The 15,703-nt window shown below is 72.6% G+C and carries 12 protein-coding genes and 1 pseudogene; 6 read left to right on the forward strand and 7 right to left on the reverse strand.

Features of this window, described 5'->3' with window-relative positions; translation table 11 throughout:
- Positions 1–53 precede the first annotated feature (53 nt).
- Positions 54–824, reverse strand: a complete 771-nt coding sequence (locus ACFW2G_RS06190) for a hypothetical protein (RefSeq protein WP_384582051.1) — start codon at positions 822–824, stop codon at positions 54–56.
- A gap of 5 nt (positions 825–829) precedes the next feature.
- Positions 830–1,438 carry a papain-like cysteine protease family protein gene (locus ACFW2G_RS06195; RefSeq protein WP_037930053.1) on the reverse strand — a complete coding sequence of 203 codons (609 nt, stop codon included), beginning with the start codon at positions 1,436–1,438 and terminating at the stop codon, positions 830–832.
- A gap of 227 nt (positions 1,439–1,665) precedes the next feature.
- Between ACFW2G_RS06195 and ACFW2G_RS06200 the strand changes: the two genes are divergently transcribed.
- A complete protein-coding gene (locus ACFW2G_RS06200; RefSeq protein ID WP_384454164.1) occupies positions 1,666–2,604 on the forward strand; it encodes a hypothetical protein in 939 nt (312 codons plus the stop codon).
- 34 nt (positions 2,605–2,638) lie between these two features.
- On the opposite strand, the gene ACFW2G_RS06205 is transcribed toward ACFW2G_RS06200, so the two are convergent.
- Positions 2,639–3,070 carry a Rieske (2Fe-2S) protein gene (locus ACFW2G_RS06205; RefSeq protein WP_384454167.1) on the reverse strand — a complete coding sequence of 144 codons (432 nt, stop codon included), beginning with the start codon at positions 3,068–3,070 and terminating at the stop codon, positions 2,639–2,641.
- A gap of 116 nt (positions 3,071–3,186) precedes the next feature.
- On the opposite strand from ACFW2G_RS06205, the gene ACFW2G_RS06210 reads away from it, so the two are divergent.
- Both ACFW2G_RS06210 and ACFW2G_RS06215 read left to right on the forward strand, forming a co-directional pair.
- A complete protein-coding gene (locus tag ACFW2G_RS06210) occupies positions 3,187–4,065 on the forward strand; it encodes a carbohydrate kinase (protein ID WP_384582034.1) in 879 nt (292 codons plus the stop codon).
- A gap of 402 nt (positions 4,066–4,467) precedes the next feature.
- Positions 4,468–5,564: pseudogene (locus ACFW2G_RS06215) on the forward strand (methyltransferase domain-containing protein).
- Positions 5,565–5,773: 209 nt separating this feature from the next.
- Here the strand turns inward: ACFW2G_RS06215 and uvrA are convergent.
- Positions 5,774–8,773 (reverse strand): excinuclease ABC subunit UvrA, encoded by a 3,000-nt coding sequence (gene uvrA / locus ACFW2G_RS06220; RefSeq protein ID WP_384582032.1) that lies wholly within the window; start codon positions 8,771–8,773, stop codon positions 5,774–5,776.
- A gap of 187 nt (positions 8,774–8,960) precedes the next feature.
- Here uvrA and ACFW2G_RS06225 point away from each other — a divergent pair, with 187 nt between their 5' ends.
- The 3 genes from ACFW2G_RS06225 (at position 8,961) to ACFW2G_RS06235 (ending at position 11,874) form a co-directional block, all read left to right on the forward strand.
- Positions 8,961–9,650 carry a maleylpyruvate isomerase family mycothiol-dependent enzyme gene (locus ACFW2G_RS06225; protein ID WP_037926616.1) on the forward strand — a complete coding sequence of 230 codons (690 nt, stop codon included), beginning with the start codon at positions 8,961–8,963 and terminating at the stop codon, positions 9,648–9,650.
- A 23-nt stretch (positions 9,651–9,673) separates the two neighbouring features.
- Positions 9,674–10,330 carry an MBL fold metallo-hydrolase gene (locus ACFW2G_RS06230; RefSeq protein ID WP_037926619.1) on the forward strand — a complete coding sequence of 219 codons (657 nt, stop codon included), beginning with the start codon at positions 9,674–9,676 and terminating at the stop codon, positions 10,328–10,330.
- A gap of 218 nt (positions 10,331–10,548) precedes the next feature.
- On the forward strand, positions 10,549–11,874 hold the full coding sequence (locus ACFW2G_RS06235) for an MFS transporter (RefSeq protein ID WP_384582049.1): 1,326 nt from the start codon (positions 10,549–10,551) through the stop codon (positions 11,872–11,874).
- 12 nt (positions 11,875–11,886) lie between these two features.
- Here ACFW2G_RS06235 and ACFW2G_RS06240 read toward each other — a convergent pair whose 3' ends face one another.
- The 3 genes from ACFW2G_RS06240 to ACFW2G_RS06250 form a co-directional block, all read right to left on the reverse strand.
- A complete protein-coding gene (locus tag ACFW2G_RS06240; RefSeq protein WP_037926621.1) occupies positions 11,887–12,867 on the reverse strand; it encodes a TerC family protein in 981 nt (326 codons plus the stop codon).
- 239 nt (positions 12,868–13,106) lie between these two features.
- Complete coding sequence (locus ACFW2G_RS06245; protein ID WP_384582030.1) at positions 13,107–15,068, reverse strand: TerD family protein; 1,962 nt, start codon at positions 15,066–15,068, stop codon at positions 13,107–13,109.
- Positions 15,069–15,123: 55 nt separating this feature from the next.
- The gene (locus ACFW2G_RS06250; protein WP_037926627.1) at positions 15,124–15,702 is read right to left on the reverse strand and encodes a TerD family protein; all 579 of its coding nucleotides are present in this window, start codon (positions 15,700–15,702) and stop codon (positions 15,124–15,126) included.
- Between the last annotated feature and the right edge of the window lies 1 nt (position 15,703).

Raw genomic sequence — 15,703 nt, forward strand, 5'->3', positions numbered from 1 at the left:
CGGCCGGACGGGGAGGCCCGGCCCCATCGGCGGGGGCCGGGCCCTGCGAGCGGCTACGCCGCGGCGCGCCTGCGGCGCAGGATCAGCACCCCGGCCCCGCCGAGGGCGAGCGCCCCGGCGGCGCCGGTCACGGCGGCAACTGGGGGCCCGGCGGCCGCGGAGCTCTCGGCGTAGCCGCCCGCCGTGCCGCGGTCGGCGTACGGGGAGCCGGGGAGCTTGTCCCCGTACGCCCTGGCGACCCGCGCCCGGTAGGCGGCGAGCGTGGTGCCACCGGCGCCCACGGCGCGCACGGCGTCCTCGTCCAGCGGCAGCACCCGGCTGTCGCCGGCCACGTACCAGGCGTCGATCTGCGGCTCCCGGAACACGGTCCCGCCGGGCAGTTTCGCGGCTCCCAGCCGGGCGTAGCGGAATTCGTCGTCGCCGCTGGCGATGTTCACCACCTGCCAGCCGGCCCCGCTCCGGGCCGTCCACAGGGCGGCCTGCTGCCCGTCGGAGGAGACCGCCCTGCTGGCGAGGAACTCCAGGCGGGCGACGGGCGCCCCCGGCCTGCCCGCGACGAAGTCCGGCGAGAGGTGGTTGACCGGTACCGCCTCGCCCTCGATGCGGGGCTGCGCGGCGGCGGGCGAGACCTTGCCCTCCCGGGCGAAGAACCGGGCGAGCGTGGCCAGGGTGTCGGGGGCGGCCGCCGCCCGCGCGGCGGCCGCCCCGTCCCCGGCGGTGGCCGACAGGGGCCCGGGCACGGGGGCGGCGGCGGTCTGCGGGGCGAGTCCGAGCAGGGCGGTGGCGGCGAGGACGGCGGCGCCGGCCGCAGCGCGCAGGGTCATGGCGGTCACGCCCCGATCCGGTAGAGGGAGTGGGTCCAGGAGAAGGTGTTGTTGTTGACGTACCAGGCGTGGGAGGCCCAGTTGTAGCGGTTGCTGGAGGGCCAGGGGTCGCCCCAGTAGACCCAGCTGCCCGACGTGTCGTAGCCGTAGACGACGTGCATGTGGCCGCCGCCGTTGGACCACTGGATGCGGGTCTCGATCGGGCGGCCCGCGTTGATCTCGGTCTGCACGGTGGAGTACTGCAGCCAGCCGTTCACGTACGAGCCGGGGCTGATGCCCGCCCAGCGCAGCCCGGTCTGGACGTTGCCGAGAGTGGCCTGGCTGTTGGGGCACTCGGTGCCCTGCCGGCGGTTGAAGGCGGCGTTGCAGAACTGGTTCTGGCTGTGGTTGCGGCCGAACCAGGTGGCGATGGTGTTGCCGCCCGCGGCCCAGCACCAGTTGGACTTCTGCTGGGCCTGCATGGTGATGTTCAGGCGCTTTTGGGCCAGCGCGGGAACGGGCGAGGCCTCGGCATCGGCGGCGGTGGCGGTGCCGGCGGGCAGGGCGAGGAGCAGGGCGGTGAGAGCGGCGGTGAGGAGGGCGGCCGGGGAAAGCCGCCGGTTTCGGTTGCGCATCGCGTTCCTCCCGAGGTGGGGAGTGGGGGTGGAGGAGCGCGTCCGGACGCTGTGGAGGAGCATCGGGGAGTTGTCGCGATCTGGTCAACACGCTTCAATACGCGGTGACGTTGCAGTGTGAACGGTGGGACTGCGGTGTGAACGGTTGCTGTCGTTCCACCTGGTCCCCCGACGCTGCCGCCGTGACCCCCGCCTCGGCGCGTGTGAACGTTCACAGAGGAGTGGCCATGCGGCCTTCCACGGATCCGGCGAACACCGCGGAACTGAACCGGCTGCTGCGCGACGGCCCCTTCCACCTCGCCCTGCGCGCCGCCCTCGCCGCCCGCGGACTGCCCCTCCAGCGGGTGCGGCACCACTTGGCGGCCCAGGGCATCACGGTCGGCGTGACCAGCCTCAGCTACTGGCAGCAGGGCGCCCGCAGGCCGCGCCGGCCAGAGTCCCTGCGGGCCCTCACCGCCCTTGAGCGGATCCTGGAGCTGCCCGACGGCGCCCTCCTCGGGCTGCTCGCGGCGCCGGGCGCCGGAGCGGCCGCCCGACCGGCCGGCCGCTCCTACCGAACCCTGTTCAGCGGGGGCGGAACGGTGGAACGACTGCTCGACGGGCTGGACCTCCCGCCGGACGGCGGTCTGCACTCGCTCGGCCACCACGAGCGGATCCACATCGGAGCGGCGGGCGAGCTGCGGGGCCGCGATTCGCAGCAGATCGTCCGGGCGCACCGGGACGGGGTCGACCGCTACCTCGCCGTACACCACGGCGACCCGGGCTGCGACGCGTCCCGGGTGCGGGTGACGGCGTACGAGAACTGCCGCACGGGCCGGGTGCGGTGCCATCCGGAGGCCGGGGTCGTGGTCGCCGAGCTGCTCTTCGACGCCCGGCTGCGACGCGGCGACACCCACGTCTTCGGCTACCGCATCGAAGACGGCACGGGCCCGCGCAGCGGCGAGTACGTGCGCGGTTTCAGCTACGCGGGCGGCCAGTACATGCTCCAGGTCCGCTTCGACGCGGCGGCCCTCCCGGTGCGCTGCCGGCGGTTCGCCCGCACCGGACCGGAGGCCCCGCGCACCGGCCTGGCGGACCTGACGCCGAGCGGCCGGCACCGGGCGGTGCACCTGGTGGAGCAGTCGGTGCGGCGCGGGATCCTCGGTATCGCCTGGGACTGGGACTGACCCGCGCCGTCCCGTCGGTGCCGGCCGGCGCCGATCAGCCCGCGACGAGCCTGCCGTTCTCGGCGCGGACCGGCACCTCCGGCAGCGGCCGGTCGGCCGGGCCGCGCAGGACCTTGCCCGTCGCCACGTCGAACCGGCTGCCGTGGCAGGGGCAGTTCCCCTCGCCTTCGTCGATCGTGTCGAGGACGCAGCCGGCGTGCGTGCACTGGGCGCTGAACGCCTTGTACCGGCCCTCCGCCGGGCAGCTGACGATCAGCTTCCGCTCCCGGTAGAGCTTCGCGCCGCCCACCGGGACGTCGGCCGCGGCACCCAGTTCCACGGGGGCGGTGGGGGTCGCGGGGGTGGTGCCGGCGCTGTTGGTCGCCGTCGAGCAGGCCGTGAGCGCCACCCCGGCGCCCGCGACCCCCGCGAGCGCGGCGGCACCCTTGAGGACGGTACGGCGGGCGGCGGGCATCGGCGCGGACATGCGGTTCTCCTGGGGTGTGGGGGGCGCGGCGGGCGGTGCGGCGGGGCACGGGCGGCTCCCGGCCGGGCACCGGCCCACCCGACGATACCGCCGCCCCATGGAGTACCTTCCTCCGCGTGATCGTCGTCGGCGGAGAAGCCCTCATCGACCTGGTGCCCGCGGCCGGGCCGCCGGGCGCGCTGCTGCCCCGACCGGGCGGCGGGCCGTACAACACGGCGCGCGCCCTCGGCCGGCTCGGTGCCGAGGCCGCCTTCTGCTCCCGGGTCTCCACGGACGGGTTCGGCGAGAGCCTGCTGGCCGGACTGCGGGCGGCCGGGGTGGATGTGTCGCTGGTCCAGCGCGGGCCGGAGCCGACCACCCTCGCCGTGCCCTCCCTGGCCCCGGACGGCTCGGCCTCGTACGGGTTCTACGTCGAGGGCACCGCGGACCGGCTGTTCACCCTGCCGCCGGCCCTCCCGGAGGGCGCCCGGGCCCTCGCGCTGGGCACCTGCTCGCTGGTCCTGGAGCCGGGCGCGAGCGCGTACGAGGCCCTGCTGCGCCGGGAGTCGCGCCGGGGGCTGCTGACCCTGCTGGACCCCAACGTCCGGCCGGCGCTGATCGCGGACCCGGCGGGCTACCGGGCCCGCTTCGCCGAACGGCTGCTGCCGCACACCGGAGTCCTGAAGCTGTCGCAGGAGGACGCGGAATGGCTGGGTGGACGGGTCGGGGACTGGCTGGCGGCCGGTCCCTCGGCGGTGGTGCTGACCCGCGGCGCGGCAGGTCTGACGGTCTGGACGCGGGAGGGCGCGGAGCACTCGGCGGCGGCCCGCCCGGTCGCGGTGGCCGACACGATCGGGGCGGGCGACACCGTCAACGCCGCCCTGCTGCACCGCCTGGCGGCGGATCCGGGCGCCCCGGTGGACTGGCCGGACGTCCTGGCCTATGCCGCTCACGCGGCGGCCCTGACCTGCACCCGGCCGGGAGCGGAGCCCCCGTACGCGGCGGAACTCGGCTGACAGCGGCCCGGACGCCCCGGGCGACGGCGCCGCGGGCCCGCCGGCCGGCCTGACCGCGGAGGTGCCGCGGCCTCGGGTGTGTGCGGCCCCGGGTGTGAGACGGGTAGGCCCACATGTTCACGAGTCGGGTATGCGCCGTGGCCGTCTCGTCGTCGGTGACGTCGTCGAGGGTGAGGCGAACGATGCGGCTGACGGGTTGCGCGTAGAGGAGATCGATCAGACATCTCGGCCGCCCCTGGCGGCCGTTTCCGATCTCGCTCCAGGAAAGGGCCGTTTCTGACGGCAAGGCGGCGTGCGGCTACGGCTACGGCTCCGCGTCGGCTCCTGCGGGTCATGAGTGCGGCTCTTGACCCTCCCGTGACGTCAGGCTGCATAGTCGGCGCCGTGGAAGATCACTGGACCGTGGGGCGCGTGGCCGAGCTGGCCGACGTGAGCGTCCGCACGCTGCATCACTATGACGCGATCGGGCTCGTCCGTCCGTCGGCGCGGACCGCCGGTGGGTACCGGGCCTACTCGGCGGGTGACGTCGAGCGATTGAGGGAAGTGCTGGCCTACCGGCGGCTGGGCTTCGGGTTGCGGGAGGTTGCGGAACTGGTCGGCGACACGTCCACCGACGCGGTAGCGCACCTGCGCCGACTGCGTGGCCTGCTGCTGGAGCGGCGCGATCGTGCTGACGCCATGGTGGCGGCCCTCGACAAGGAACTTGCGGCACGGGCGAGGGGGCTGAAGGTGACACCGGAGGAGCAACTGGGGATGCTCGGTGCACGGCTGTACGACGCAATCGGCGGCGCATACACGGCGACGCGGCGTACCGAGCCGCGGATCGCAGCGCAGATCTCGGACGCGCTCGGGGACGCGCGGACGGTACTGAATGTCGGGGCCGGCACCGGCTCCTACGAGCCGGCTGATCGCGAGGTGACCGCGGTGGAGCCGTCGGAGGTCATGCGGCGTCAGCGGCCGGCCGACTCGGCCCCGTGCGTGGCAGCCGCCGCCGAGAGCCTGCCGTTCGAGGACAACTCCTTCGACGTAGCGATGGCCGTCTCCACGGTTCACCACTGGGGGGACCCGATAGCGGGGCTGCGCGAGATGCGGCGCGTGGCTCACCGCGTGGTGGTGCTGACCTTCGACACCGACGAGCCCGGATGGCAGGACCGGTTCTGGCTTACCCGCGACTACCTGCCCGAGTTCGCCGCCGTCCTCGCGGAATTTCCCTCACTTGCGGGGATGGCGGACGCGATCGGCGCCCGCGCTGAGCCGGTGCCTATCCCGTGGGACTGCGCTGACGGCCTGTTCGAGGCGTACTGGCGCAGACCGAGGGCGTATCTGGAGGAGCACGTCCGCCTGCGATGTCGGTGTGGACGAGGGTCGGGCCGGACGCCGAGCAGCGGGCGGTGCGAAGCCTCCGCGACGACCTCGACTCCGGCCGATGGGCCGAGCGCAACAGCGACCTCGCCCACCTCGACACGGCAGACCTCGGCCTCCGCCTGCTCATAGCCTGAATGGGCACCGGTCCGGACTGACCCGGGCTACTCCTCCGGGGTGCGTCCGGCATCCGGGACGGCCCGGCCCGCTCCGCACGGGCCCGCCTCCCGGTGGGCCCGCACGGCCCGCAGGAGGCGGAGCCGCAGACGGCCGTAGCGGCCCGGCACGAGGGCCGGCCCCTTCCCGCCGGGCCGGGCGGCGGCGGGAAGTCCGGCGGGGCTGCCGGCTAGGCCTTGCGGGTCCGGGCCACCGCGGTTCTGGCCGCCGTCTTCTTGGCGGGGGCCGCCTTCTTCGCCGCGGCCGCCTTCTTCGCCGGGGCCGCCTTCTTGACGGGGGTCTTCTTCGCCGCGGCCCGTGCCGGGGGTGCCGCCGCGTCGGAGACCCGGTCGGCGCCCAGGATGTCCCGCAGGAACTTGCCCGTGTGGCTCGCGCCGACCGAGGCCACCTGCTCGGGCGTGCCCTCGGCCACCACCATGCCTCCGCCGTAACCGCCTTCGGGGCCCATGTCGATGACCCAGTCCGCGGTCTTGATGACGTCCAGGTTGTGCTCGATGACGATCACCGAGTTGCCCTTGTCGACGAGCCCTGACAGCACCTTGATCAGCTTCGAGATGTCCTCGAAGTGCAGGCCCGTCGTCGGCTCGTCCAGTACGTACACCGTCCGGCCCGTCGAGCGCTTCTGCAGCTCGGAGGCCAGCTTCACGCGCTGCGCCTCGCCGCCTGACAACGTCGGCGCGGACTGGCCGAGGCGGACGTAGCCGAGACCCACCTCGTTCAGCGTCTTGAGGTGGCGCGCGATCGTGGGCACGGCTTCGAAGAAGCCCAGCGCCTCCTCGATCGGCATGTTGAGGACTTCCGCGATGGACTTGCCCTTGTAGTGGACCTCCAGCGTCTCCCGGTTGTACCGGTCGCCGTGGCAGACCTCGCACGGGACGTAGACGTCCGGCAGGAAGTTCATCTCGATCTTGATCGTGCCGTCGCCGGAGCAGTTCTCGCACCGGCCACCCTTGACGTTGAAGGAGAAGCGGCCCGGCAGGTAGCCGCGCACCTTCGCCTCCATCGTCTCGGCGAAGAGCTTGCGCACGTGGTCGAAGACGCCGGTGTACGTCGCCGGGTTCGACCGGGGCGTCCGGCCGATGGGCGACTGGTCGACGTGGACCACCTTGTCGACGAGGTCGTCGCCGTCCACACGGGTGTGCCGCCCCGGGACCGAGCGGGCGCCGTTCAGCTCCCGCGCCAGGTGCGTGTACAGGATGTCGTTGACCAGGGTCGACTTCCCGGAGCCGGAGACACCGGTGACGGCCGTGAGCACGCCCAGCGGGAAGGACACGTCGATGTCCCGCAGGTTGTTCTCCTTGGCGCCGTGGACGGTCAGCCTGCGCTCGCCGTTCACGGGCCGGCGGACGTCCGGGATCCCGATGGCCTTCTTCCCCGAGAGGTACTGCCCGGTCATCGACTCGGAGTTCTTCAGCAGTTCCTTGAGCGAACCGCTGTGGACCACCTTGCCGCCGTGCTCGCCCGCACCCGGGCCGATGTCCACGACCCAGTCGGCCACCTTGATGGTGTCCTCGTCGTGCTCGACGACGATCAGGGTGTTGCCCATGTCCCGCAGCCGCACCAGCGTCTCGATCAGCCGGTGGTTGTCGCGCTGGTGCAGGCCGATGGACGGCTCGTCCAACACGTAGAGGACACCGACGAGGCCGGAGCCGATCTGCGTGGCGAGCCGGATGCGCTGGGCCTCGCCGCCCGAGAGGGTGCCGGCCGCCCGGTTGAGGGAGAGGTAGTCCAGACCGACGTCCACCAGGAAGCGGAGCCGCTCGTTGACCTCCTTCAGGACCCGCTCGGCGATCTTCTTGTCGCGGGCGTCGAGGCGCATCCGCCCGAGGAAGTCCGCGCACTCGCTGATCGACATGGCGGCGACCTCGGCGATCGACTTCTCCATCACGGTCACCGCGAGCACGATCGGCTTGAGGCGGGTGCCCTCACAGGTCGGGCAGGGCACCTCGCGCATGTAGCCCTCGAAGCGCTCGCGGCTGGCGTCGCTCTCCGACTCCGCGTGCCGCCGCTTCACGAACGGCACGGCGCCCTCGAAGGCCGTCGTGTAGGCCCGCTCGCGCCCGTAGCGGTTGCGGTAGCGGACCTCGATCTGGGTCCGGTGGCCATACAGCAGGGCCTTCTTCGCCCGCACCGGCAGCCCGGCCCACGGGATGTCCGTACGGAAGCCGAGCTCCGCGGCGAGCGCGCCGATCAGCCGCTGGAAGTAGTCCTTGGTGTGGCCGAGCGACCACGGGGAGACCGCGCCCTCGTCGAGGGACTTGTCCTCGTCCGGGACGATCAGCTCCGGGTCCACCTCCATCCGCGTGCCGATGCCGGTGCACTCGGGGCAGGCGCCGAAGGGCGAGTTGAAGGAGAAGGAGCGCGGCTCCAGCTCCTCGAAGGACAGGTCGTCGTACGGGCAGTAGAGGTGCTCGGAATACATCCGTTCACGCTCGGGATCGTCCTCGGCGAGGTCGACGAAGTCCAGGATCACCATGCCACCGGAGAGGCCGAGGGCCGTCTCCACGCTGTCGGTGAGGCGGCGCTTGGCACTGTCCTTGACGGTGAGGCGGTCGATGACCACCTCGATCGTGTGCTTCTCCTGCTTCTTCAGCGTCGGCGGCTCAGAGAGCTGGATCGTCTCCCCGTCCACCCGCGCCCGGCTGTAGCCCTTGGTCTGGAGGTCGGCGAAGAGGTCCACAAACTCGCCCTTGCGTTCGCGCACCAGCGGCGAGAGCACCTGGAAGCGGCTTCCCTCGGGGAGCGCGAGCACCTTGTCGACGATCGCCTGGGGCGACTGGCGCGCAATGGGCCGGCGGCACTCGGGGCAGTGCGGCTTGCCGATGCGGGCGAAGAGGAGGCGGAGGTAGTCGTAGACCTCGGTGATGGTGCCGACGGTCGAGCGCGGGTTGCGCGAGGTGGACTTCTGGTCGATCGAGACGGCCGGGGAGAGGCCCTCGATGAAGTCGACGTCGGGCTTGTCCATCTGCCCGAGGAACTGGCGGGCGTACGACGAGAGCGACTCGACGTAGCGGCGCTGACCCTCGGCGAAGATCGTGTCGAAGGCCAGGGAGGACTTGCCCGATCCGGAGAGTCCGGTGAAGACGATGAGCGAATCGCGGGGCAGGTCGAGCGAGACGTTCTTGAGGTTGTGCTCGCGAGCGCCACGAACGATGAGACGGTCGGTCACGCCGGTCTGCACCTTTCTTGAGAGAGCGGGGGGGGCACGGCCCCCGTCCCAGGGTATGGGGGGCGCCTCTGCGGTGGAGATGGAGTCTGGACTTCGAGCGTATAGCACGCACATTCGATTTACGGCACTCCGCAGACCTCTTCACCCGATCGTGTGGCCACGGGCTCCGAGCACTACGCTCGACGTCATGACTGATCATGTGCACGACCTGCGATCTGTACGTGAAGCCACGGACCGACTGCTGACCGCGGTCGCGAAACTGGACAACGCCGGGCTCTCCGGGGAGTCACACCTTCCCGGCTGGACCCGCGGCCACATCCTGGCCCACCTCGCGCGCAACGCCGACGCCCTCCTGAACGTCTTCGAGGGCCGCCCGATGTACGAGAGCGGCGAGGCGCGCGACGCGGACATCGCACGCGACGCCGGCCGGCCCCTGGAAGAACACCTGGCGGACCTCGGTGATTCCGCGGCCCGCTTCCTCGCCGCCACCGAGCACGACCAGGACTGGTCGCGCACCGTCGAGCTGCGCAACGGCGTCACGGACCTGGCCTCGAACGTGCCCTTCCGCCGCTGGGTCGAGGTCGACCTGCACCACGTCGACCTGAACATCGGCTACGAGCTCACCGACCTCCCGCAGGAGTTCACCGACCGCGAGATCGCCTTCCTCGCCGACCGCTGGTCCGGGCGCCCGGACGTGCCCGCGACGGCCCTGGCCGCCCCCGACGGGCGCACCTGGCGCACCGGCTCCGCCGGGGACCCTGTCGTGACCGTCTCCGGCACCCCCGCCGCACTGCTCGCCTGGCTCGCCGGCCGCGGCGACCGGGGAGCCTCCCTGACCACCACGGGAGGCCCCCTCCCCGAGCTCCCGCCGTTGTAGGAAGACACCTCTAGGATCACCACATGACGTACACCGGAGAGGTCAAGGTCGGCGGTCCGGCCGACGTGCACGAACTCGCGGACCTGATGATTTCCAAGGTCGCCGTGGGTTCGATGAACAACAACGCCTACCTGCTGCGCTGTCGGGCGACCGACGAGCAGCTGCTCATCGACGCGGCGGCCGAACCGCAGACGCTGCTGAACCTGATCGGCGACGACGGCATCGCCTCCGTCGTCACCACCCACCGGCACGGCGACCACTGGGGCGCGCTCGCAGAGGTCGTGGCGGCCACCGGCGCGCGGACCTACGCGGGCGCCCTCGACGCCGAGGGCATCCCGGTCGCGACCGACGTCCCGGTCGCGGACGGGGACACGGTGCGGGTGGGCCGGGTCGAACTGACCGCGCGGCACCTGGTCGGGCACACCCCCGGCTCGATCGCCCTGGTCTACGACGACCCGCACGGCCACGCGCACGTGTTCACCGGCGACTGCCTCTTCCCGGGCGGCGTCGGCAACACCCACGGCGACCCGGAGGCCTTCAAAAACCTCCTCGACGACGTGCAGCACAAGCTCTTCGAGCAGCTGCCCGACGAGACCTGGGTCTACCCGGGCCATGGCAACGACACCACGCTCGGCGCCGAGCGTCCGCACCTGGCGGAGTGGCGCGAGCGCGGGTGGTAGGGACCGTCCGGGGAGCGCAACGCGTCAACTTCGGCACGCGGAGCACTCCTTCCGGTCGTTGACGGCCGAACGCATGTCCCGGCGGGCGGGGAGGCGGTATCTGGTGCGGCATGCAACAGGACCCCTCTCCGCCCCCTGCCGCCTCCGCCCCGGGCCCCGGGGCCGCCGCCGACGAAGCCCCCGGGGCCGCCGCCGACGAGGCCCCCGCCCGGCCCGGCATGCTGCGGCTCGCCTGCGCGGCCCTCGCCGGGACCGCGATCGAGTTCTACGACTTCTTCGTGTACGGGACGGCTGCCGCGCTCGTGCTCGGCCCGCTCTTCTTCCCCTCCTTCTCACCACTCGCCGGGACCCTCGCCGCCTTCGGCACCTTCGGCGTCGGCTTCCTGGCCCGCCCGCTGGGGTCCGCCGCCTTCGGTCACATCGGCGACCGCTACGGACGGCGCCCGGTCCTGCTGGCCTCCCTGCTGCTCACCGGCCTCGCCACCGTCGCCGTCGGCTGTGTGCCGGCGTACGAGACGATCGGCATCGCCGCGCCCGTACTACTGCTCCTGCTGCGCTTCCTCCAGGGCCTGGGGCTCGGCGGGGAGTGGGGCGGCGCGGTGCTGCTGACCGCAGAACACGCGCCGGAGCACCGGCGCGGACTGTGGGCGAGCTTCCCGCAGATCGGTCCGGCGGTGGGGTTCCTGCTGGCCAACGGCCTGATGCTGGGACTGTCCGCCTCGCTGACCGACGCCCAGTTCGCCTCCTGGGGATGGCGGGTGCCGTTCTGGGCGGCCGGGCTGCTGGCGCTGGCCGGGCTGTGGCTGCGCCGCTCGACGGAGGAGACCCCGCAGTTCCGCGCGCTCGCGGCCACCGGACGGCGGGCCGACGCCCCGCTCTCCGAGGTGGTCCGGGGCCACTGGCGGCTGCTCCTGCTGACGGGCGGGGCCCTGGCCGTGGGCTACGCCGTCTTCTACGCGGTCACCACCTGGTCCCTCGCCTACGCCGCAGAGCACCTCTCGGTGGGCCGCACGACGATGCTGGCCTGCATCATGGCGGCCGTCACGGTCAAGGGTCTGGCGACCCCGCTCCTGGCCGCGCTCGGCGACCGCTACGGACGGCGGCCGCTGTGCCTGGCCGGGTGCGCCGTCAGCGCCGTGTGGATGTTCCCGCTGGTGGCCCTCTTGCAGACGGCCGACCCGCTGCTGATGACGCTGGGCTTCGCGGTGGCGCTGCTCGGCATGGTGACGATGTTCGCGGTGGTGGGCGCGTACCTGCCGGAGCTGTACGCCCCGCGGATCCGCTGCACCGGCGCGGCCGTCGGCTACAACCTGGGCGGTGTGCTGGGCGGGGCGCTGACCCCGATCGTGGCGACGGCGCTGGCGGGCGGCTCCGGTCCGCCGTGGGGCGTCGCGGCCTACCTGACCGGGATCGCCCTGGTCAGCCTGGGATGCTTCGCACTGCTCCCGGAGACCAGCCCCCTGCTCGTGGGGAAGCGGTCGGGTGCGGGCACCGCGGAGAGGCCGGTGGACACGGGGGCGGCCTCGTCGGCCGCCCCCGTGTGAACCCGGGTGCGATCAGGCGCCGACGCTCTCGCTGTCGGCGGCCTCGGCCGCCGCCTGCTTCTTCGAGGCGATCAGGCTGGTGATCGTGGTGATGATCAGGACGCCGCAGATGACGGCCAGGGAGAACGGGATCGAGATCTCCGGGACGTGGACGCCGGACTCGTGGAGGGCGTGCAGCACCAGCTTGACGCCGATGAAGCCGAGGATGATCGACAGACCGTAGCTGAGGTGGACCAGCTTCTCCAGCAGGCCGCCGATGAGGAAGTACAGCTGGCGCAGGCCCATCAGCGCGAAGGCGTTGGCCGTGAAGACGATGTACGGGTCCTGGGTGAGGCCGAAGATGGCGGGGATCGAGTCCAGCGCGAACAGCACGTCGGTGGTGCCGATGGCGAGCATCACGATCATCAGCGGTGTCAGGACGCGCTTGCCGTTGTTGACGACGAAGAGCTTGGTGCCGTGGTAGCGGTCGGCCACGCCGAACTTCTTCTCGACGGACTTGAGGAGGCGGTTCTCCTCGAACTCCTCGTCGCCCTCGTCCTTGCGGGCCTCCTGGATCAGCTTCCACGCGGTGTAGATCAGGAACGCGCCGAAGATGTAGAAGACCCAGCTGAAGCTGGCGATGATCGCGGCGCCGGCGGCGATGAAGACCGCGCGCAGGACGAGTGCGATCAGCACGCCGATGAGCAGCACGCGCTGCTGGAGGTGGGAGGGCACCGCGAACTTCGCCATGATCAGGACGAAGACGAACAGGTTGTCGACGCTCAGGGACTTCTCGGTGATGAAGCCCGCGAAGAACTCCTGGGAGGCCTGCGGGTTGCCGAAGAACCACAGGCCGAGGCCGAAGAGCACGGCGAGGACGATCCAGACGACCGTCCAGGTGCCGGCTTCCTTGATCGACACGTCGTGGGGTTTGCGGCCGATGAAGAAATCGGCACCGATGAGGAGGGACAGACCGAGGACGGTCGCGACCCACAGGGCCCAGGAAACTTCCATGGTGAATACGCCTCCGGCGGATGGCTCAGCACTTCGTCAGCGTCATCGCTGCCGGAGGTCTCTTCCGCCCGGGCGGCCTGGAGGCCGTGGGCCGACGCCCCGGGACCGACGCGTGCTCATTCAAACGCAACGGTCCGTATTGACGGGTACGCCGTAGCAGGAAAGCAGGAATACTCCCCTCCGCACGGACGAGCTTACCCGCCGGAAGGCAAAAAGGTAAAGGGAATACCAAAGGATGGTCACGGGCGGGTAGTGCGCCGGGCCTCCGCCACCCGGTCCAGTGCCTGGTCGAGGACTCGGCTGCCCTCCGGCGGAAGGTTCGGTTCGAAGGTCCAGGCGTGGTGCACCCACGGGTCGGCGAGGTGGTCGTCCGGTACCGGCGAGAGCCGCATCAAGGAGCGCCACAGCGGGTCCAGCAGCGGCCCGTAGGCGGACGCCTCGTCACGGTCGGCGACCATCAGCAGGTGCACGCCGACCGCCGCGCCCTCGTCGGCCAGGTAGCGGAGCTGGGTGACGGCCCGGTCGTCGAAGCCGTGCGGGAAGTCGTGGACGATGAGCAGCTGCTCGGCCGTGTCCACGTCCGGGGGCAGGTCCTCGGGGGCCCCGGCCTTCAGCGCCATCTGCACCAGGTCCACCCGGCGCGTGAGCTCGGCCAGCGTCCTGCCCACCGCCGCGGCCCCGGTGGTGGGCGGCGCGGCCAGCACCCCGGCCCGCACCAGGGGCTCCAGAGAGGCCGCGCCGGCCCCGGCCGCGTCGATGACGTGGACGGAGAACCGGCCGGCGGGGTGGACCGCGAGCAGCCGTACCGCGTGGGCGACGGCCATGTCCATGGCGGCGCGGCGCAGCCGGTCGGTGTCCATGGCCATCGCCGCCTCGGAACCGGTACGGCCGTTGTCGATCCACAGCCCGCGCTCCAGCGGGACCCGTACCAGCATGGGGATGCGCAGGCCGGGCCGCTCGGGCAGGTGCAGGTCGCCCAGGCGCACGGCGAGGGGGGCCTCCTCCGGCACGCGGTGGCCGTGCCAGACGGGATTGTCCCATCGGGCGTACGGGGCCGGCAGGGCGGGCTCGACGACCTCGGACTCGGCGATGAGCTGGGCGAGGTCGCGGTCGAGGACGGCCTGGGCCCGGGCGATCAGTTCCTCGCGGCGGGCCCGTGCGGCGTCGCGGGCCGCGTCGCCGGAGCCGCCGATGCGGTGGCGCGGGTCGGCGAGGGCGTCGTCGAGCTCGCGGTCCCTGCGGGAGTCGGCGAACTCCACGGCGCTGCGGTAGGCGGCCACCGTGCGCGCCAGGTCCTCGAACATGCCCCAGACCTGGTTGTAGAGCCGTTCGTCCAGGGACCACCCGGCGGCATCGCCGGCGACCGGCTGCGGGTGCTGCCCCGGCTCCGCGGCGGCGGCCCGCGGAGCCGGCTCGGGCGGCTCACCGCTGGTGCGGCGGCGGCGCGGGTGGGTGTAGCTGATCGTGGGCGGGGAGCCGTCGCCGGCGGGCGCGGGACCGGGCGTACCGGCGTACGGGACCCCGGAAACCGGGTCCGGGGCTGGGTCCGGCAGCTCCGGGGCGGGCCCGGGAGTCCGCGGCGCGGTCTGCGGGGCACGCAGGTCGCCGACCAGGGTGGGCATGGTCGCGAGCGTCGCGTCGGTCTCCTTGGCCGGGGCGGCGGTGCTCAGCGCCGTGGCGGCCAGTTCCCGGGCGGCCGGCACGGGCAGTCCGCCGTCGGCGAGCAGGGCGCCGAGGCCGTCGGCGTAGCCCTGGCCGACGGCTCGGACCTTCCATGCGCCCTGGCGCCGGTAGAGCTCCAAGGCGATCACCGCGGTCTCGGCGTCGAGCCCGGTCAGGGTGTAGCCGGCGATCTCGGTGCCGCCGTCGGGTGCCGCCAGGGCCACGTGGGGGGCCGGGACGGCGCCGAAGCCGACCGGGCCGCCGGGCGGCAGCACGAGCAGCACGCCGACGCGGTGGACGTCCGCCGCGACGGCGTCGAGGTCCACGGCGAAGGCGTGCCGGTCCGCGAGGCCCGCCGGCGCGTGCACGCCGGGCAGGGACCGGGCGCCCGGGTGAGCCAGGGCCCCGGTTCCGGTGAGCCGTCCCTGTGCGTCGGCGAGCGAGGCCAGGGCGAGGACGGGCGTACCCGCCGAGACCCTGACCTCCACCCGGCTCCGGGACACGGGGTGGTTCTGCCCCCGGACCAGTTCGGCCGTCATCGTGCAGCCCCTCCCCCGCGCCGTGTTCTCTTCTTCCCGTCCGCTTCCGGTCCTGCTACAGGTGCGGCAGGATCGCCGGCATCAGGTCCTGGAAGGTGCGGCCGTTGGCCGGGGTGCCCAGGGCCGTCATCTGCCAGCCGGAGCCCGCGCGGGACACCTTCGCCATGATCTGCGCCGTGTACGCGCCGCCGCCGTCGAGGGTGTAGCGGGCCAGTTCCTGGCCGTTGGTCTCGTCGACGATGCGGCAGAAGGCGTTCTGCACCTCCTGGAACGTCTGACCGGTGAAGGAGTTCACCGTGAAGACGATCTGGTCGATGTGGACCGGCACCCGCTGGAGGTCGACGAGGATCGCCTCGTCGTCGCCGCCCTGACCGACGCCGCCGACGAGGTTGTCGCCGGTGTGGCGCACGGAGCCGTCGTCGCTCTGCAGGTGGCGGAAGAAGACCACGTCGACCGGCTGCTTGTCGGCGAAGAGCACCGCCGACGCGTCAAGGTCGATCTCCCGCGTCCGCGAGCCGAACAGCCCGCGGCGCTTCGCAGCCTGCCAGCCCAGGCCCATCCGGACCGCGGTCAGCGTCCCTCCGTCCGTCTTCTGCAGACTGATGGCCTGACCCTTGGTCATGTTGACCGTCACG

The sequence above is a fragment of the Streptomyces sp. NPDC058880 genome, assembly GCF_042742535.1.
GTDB lineage: Bacteria > Actinomycetota > Actinomycetes > Streptomycetales > Streptomycetaceae > Streptomyces.

Coding starts and splice junctions, on each gene's coding strand:
- ACFW2G_RS06190 (WP_384582051.1), bottom strand. CDS start 824: ATGACCCTGCGCGCTGCGGCCGGCGCCGCCGTCCTCGCCGCCACCGCC.
- ACFW2G_RS06195 (WP_037930053.1), bottom strand. CDS start 1,438: ATGCGCAACCGAAACCGGCGGCTTTCCCCGGCCGCCCTCCTCACCGCC.
- ACFW2G_RS06200 (WP_384454164.1), top strand. CDS start 1,666: ATGCGGCCTTCCACGGATCCGGCGAACACCGCGGAACTGAACCGGCTG.
- ACFW2G_RS06205 (WP_384454167.1), bottom strand. CDS start 3,070: ATGTCCGCGCCGATGCCCGCCGCCCGCCGTACCGTCCTCAAGGGTGCC.
- ACFW2G_RS06225 (WP_037926616.1), top strand. CDS start 8,961: ATGACTGATCATGTGCACGACCTGCGATCTGTACGTGAAGCCACGGAC.
- ACFW2G_RS06230 (WP_037926619.1), top strand. CDS start 9,674: ATGACGTACACCGGAGAGGTCAAGGTCGGCGGTCCGGCCGACGTGCAC.
- ACFW2G_RS06235 (WP_384582049.1), top strand. CDS start 10,549: ATGCTGCGGCTCGCCTGCGCGGCCCTCGCCGGGACCGCGATCGAGTTC.
- ACFW2G_RS06240 (WP_037926621.1), bottom strand. CDS start 12,867: ATGGAAGTTTCCTGGGCCCTGTGGGTCGCGACCGTCCTCGGTCTGTCC.
- ACFW2G_RS06245 (WP_384582030.1), bottom strand. CDS start 15,068: ATGACGGCCGAACTGGTCCGGGGGCAGAACCACCCCGTGTCCCGGAGC.